The 3,916-nt window shown below is 71.6% G+C and carries 3 protein-coding genes; 2 read left to right on the forward strand and 1 reads right to left on the reverse strand.

All coding sequences use genetic code 11. The features are described from left to right. Positions 1-152: 152 nt before the first annotated feature. Positions 153-458, reverse strand: coding sequence for a GNAT family N-acetyltransferase (locus NHG27_RS18850; RefSeq protein WP_497017341.1), 306 nt, complete (start codon positions 456-458; stop codon positions 153-155). Between the two features lie 157 nt (positions 459-615). Here NHG27_RS18850 and NHG27_RS18855 point away from each other — a divergent pair, with 157 nt between their 5' ends. After that, positions 616-1,866, forward strand: coding sequence for an MFS transporter (locus tag NHG27_RS18855; protein WP_497017342.1), 1,251 nt, complete (start codon positions 616-618; stop codon positions 1,864-1,866). Positions 1,867-2,053: 187 nt separating this feature from the next. Beyond that, positions 2,054-3,835: a pyruvate dehydrogenase gene (locus tag NHG27_RS18860; RefSeq protein WP_497017343.1), complete on the forward strand. Its 1,782-nt coding sequence runs from the start codon at positions 2,054-2,056 to the stop codon at positions 3,833-3,835. Positions 3,836-3,916 lie beyond the last annotated feature (81 nt).

Genomic DNA, 3,916 nt, shown 5'->3' on the forward strand with positions numbered 1-3,916 from the left:
TCGAGCTGATGGCGACCTCAACCCCGTTCTCGGCACCTGGGCCCGGCGGGCACCTGGGCCCAGCGGGCACCTGGGCCCGTCGGGTACCTGGCCCCCCCGACCACCTGGGCAGGCCCGGCGGGTACCTGGGCAGCCCGGCGGGCCCTGGCGACTCAGTGCGCGAGCAGGTCCTGGTACTCCTCGTGGAGCTGCACGAACGCCCGGACGAACGGGCACAGCGGCACGACCTTCTGGCCCGAGGCCCGCACCTGGTCGAGCGCTCCGCGCGCGAGCGTCGACCCGACGCCGTGGCCCGCGTACGCGTCGTCGACCTCGGTGTGCGTGAACACGACCTGGCCGGGTTGTCGCACGTAGGCGGCGAAGCCCGCGACCTCCCCGTCGGTCGTGCGCGCCTCGAACCGCTCCTCGGCCGCGTTGTCGACGACCGCGATCTCGATCTCCTGCGTCTGCTCGCTCACCCGTTCATCATGGGGGCGGACATCCGTTCGCGCGCGCCCGGTCGAGCGGTGACACTCGGAGGGGGCTCGCGGGCGGTCGGTCGTGGGCCGGGACGAGCGCGTGGACGAGGGCCCGGGAGGCGTACGGGCGACCCCCGCCGGATGGGAGAATGAGACGGTGGTACAAGACCCCCCTCGCACTGCGGCAGACGACTCCCGCAATCCCTACCGTGTCGTCCTCAGCAAGCCGGGGGCGCTGAACTTCTCGGCCGCCGCCGTCGTGGCGAGGCTCCCGATGTCCATGGTCGGCATCGGGATCGTCCTGATGATCCAGGGCATCTACGACTCCTACGCCCTCGCCGGACGCGTGTCCGCGGCCTACGTGATCGCGCAGGCCATCGCCTCGCCGCAGATCGCGCGGTACGTCGACCGCGTCGGGCAGGCCAAGGTCATGCGACCCCTGCTGGTCGTGAGCACGGCGGGCCTCGTGGGCCTCATCCTCGCCGCGGTCAACCAGGCTCCCGACGTCTGGCTCTACGCGACGGCCGTCGTCGCGGGCGCGAGCATCGGCTCGTACGGCTCGATGGTCCGCGCGCGCTGGAGCCACGTCGTCACGGACTCGCGCCAGCTCCACACGGCCTACTCCCTCGAGTCGGCGCTCGACGAGCTCGTGTTCGTCGTCGGCCCGGTCCTCGCGACGCTGCTCGCGACCGAGGTCACCGACTCCGCGGGCATCATCGTCCCCGCGGTCGCGGCCGTCGTGGGCGGCGTCTGGTTCCTGTCGCAGCGCCGCACCGAGCCCCCCGTGATCCCGTCGGTCCCGGGCGTCAAGCACCGGTCGGCGATGCGGTCGCCCGGGATGGTCGTCCTCGCCGTGGTGTTCGTCGCGATGGGGTTCATCTTCGGCGCGACCGACGTCTCGACCATCGCGTTCGCGGAGGAGCAGGGGTCCAAGTCGGCGTCGGGCCTGATCCTGGCGGTCTTCGCGATGGGCTCGCTCATCTCGGGCCTCGCGTACGGGGCGCGGCACTGGGTCTCGCCGCTGTGGAAGCGGTTCGCGATCGGCATGGTCGCCCTCGCCCTGGGCGTCTCGCTGTTCTTCGTGGTCACGTCGCTGCCCATGCTGGCCGTCGTCATGTTCGTCACGGGCTTCACGATCGCCCCGACCCTCATCAACGGCAACGCCCTGGTCCAGAACCTCGTGACCCCGCAGCAGCTCACCGAGGGCCTCGCGTGGGTCGGGACGTCGCTGGGCGTGGGCGTGTCCTTCGGGGCGTCGATCGCGGGTTCGCGCATCGACGCCGCGGGCGCGCACGCAGGCTTCCAGGTCGTGATGATCGCCGGGGGGCTCGCGGTCGTCGCGGTCCTCGGGTCGCTGCGGGTCCTGCGCCGGGGCGCACCGCGCGAGGAGGCCGTGGACGAGGCGTAGCCCGGCGCCGTCCCCGGGGGGGAGGAAGGCCCGACGGCGCCGCTCGCCCCCGGCAGGCCGCTCGCCCGCTGTGACGCGGACCTGACACCCGGACGTGACGAGCGGAACGGCCCCAGCGGCTGCATCCTGCCGTCTTCGAGCGCACGATGGAAGGGTTCCCCACCCCCTTTCGTGCGGAGGTTCTCCCATGGCACTCGGACTCGGTCGCCCCCAGGACAAGCGGAACAGGACGGTCGCCGACCTGCTCGTCGCGCAGCTCGTCGAGGCGGGGGTCGAACGCATCTACGGGATCGTGGGCGACAGCCTCAACCCCGTGGTCGACGCCGTCCGCCGCAGCCAGAAGGGCAAGGGCAAGGGCATCGAGTGGGTGCACGTGCGCCACGAGGAGTCCGCCGCGTTCGCCGCCGCGGCCGAGGCCGAGGTCACCGGGAAGCTCGCGGTGTGCGCGGGCTCGTGCGGGCCGGGCAACCTGCACCTCATCAACGGCCTCTACGACGCGAACCGCTCCAAGGTGCCCGTCCTCGCGATCGCGAGCCACATCCCCAGCGCGCAGATCGGGACGAGCTTCTTCCAGGAGACGCACCCCGACCGCCTGTTCACCGAGTGCTCGGTCTACTCCGAGATGATCTCCTCGGCCAAGCAGGCGCCGCGCGTCATCAACTCCGCGATCCACCACGCCTACGGCGCACCGGGCGTCTCCGTCCTGACCATCCCGGGCGACGTCGCGGACCTCGACGCCGCGGCCGAGGTCGTCGACGTCGCCGTCCACCCCGCCAGGCCGCGGATCATCCCCGACGCGGACGCGCTGCGGAACCTGGCCGACGCGATCAACAAGGCCAAGAAGGTCACGATCTTCGCGGGCGTCGGGACACGCGGCGCGCACGACGACGTGATCGCGCTCGCCGACAAGATCGCGGCACCCGTCGGTCACTCGCTGCGGGGCAAGGAATGGATCCAGTACGACAACCCGTTCGACGTCGGGATGAGCGGGCTCCTGGGGTACGGCGCCGCGCACGACGCCATGCAGGAGGCCGACCTCCTGCTCCTGCTCGGCACGGACTTCCCCTACGACCAGTTCCTGCCCGAGTCCGTGCGGACCGCGCAGGTCGACATCGACCCCACGCACCTGGGCCGCCGGACCCGGCTCGACGTCGCCGTGGTGGGCGACGTGGGCGAGACCGTGCGGCTCCTGCTGCCGCTCGTCAACACCGCCAAGAACCGCTCGTTCCTCGACTCCATGGTCAAGAAGCACGAGAGGTCCATGACGGGCGTGGTCGGCGCGTACACCAAGGACGTCGAGAAGCACACGCCCATCCACCCCGAGTACGTCGCGGACCTCCTGGACCAGGAGGCCGCCGACGACGCGGTCTTCACCGTCGACACCGGCATGTGCAACGTGTGGGCCGCCCGGTACATCAGCCCCAACGGCAAGCGCCGCGTGATCGGGTCGTTCCTGCACGGGTCCATGGCCAACGCGGTGCCGCACGCGATCGGCGTCGCCGCCGCGCAGCCGGACCGGCAGGTCGTCGCGATGGCCGGGGACGGCGGGCTCTCGATGCTCCTGGGCGAGCTCATCACGATCAAGGCCTACGAGCTGCCCGTGAAGATCGTGCTGTTCGACAACGCGAGCCTGGGGATGGTGCGCCTCGAGATGCTCGTCGACGGGCTGCCCATGTTCGGCACCGAGTCGCCGCACATCGACTACGCCGCCGTCGCGAACGCGATCGGGATCCCGTCGGTGCGGGTCGAGCGGGCCAAGGACGTGAAGGGCGCGCTGCGCGGGGCCCTCTCGCGCCCGGGGCCCGCGCTGGTCGACGTCGTGACGGACCCGCGAGCACTGTCCCTGCCCCCGACCATCACGGCCGGGCAGGTGCGCGGCTTCGCGGTCGCGATGAGCAAGGAGGTCCTGGGCGGCGGCATGGGCGAGGTCGTGTCGATGGCGCGGGCGAACCTGCGGACAGGCGCATGAGGTCCTCCTCGTCAAGGAACCATCGCGCTTCTCGCCACGGCTTGGGCCAGGGCGACTCACGACAGTGTGGGGCTGTGCACG

The sequence above is a fragment of the Oerskovia sp. 140933 genome (assembly GCF_059651515.1).

Coding starts and splice junctions, on each gene's coding strand:
- NHG27_RS18860 (WP_497017343.1), top strand. CDS start 2,054: ATGGCACTCGGACTCGGTCGCCCCCAGGACAAGCGGAACAGGACGGTC.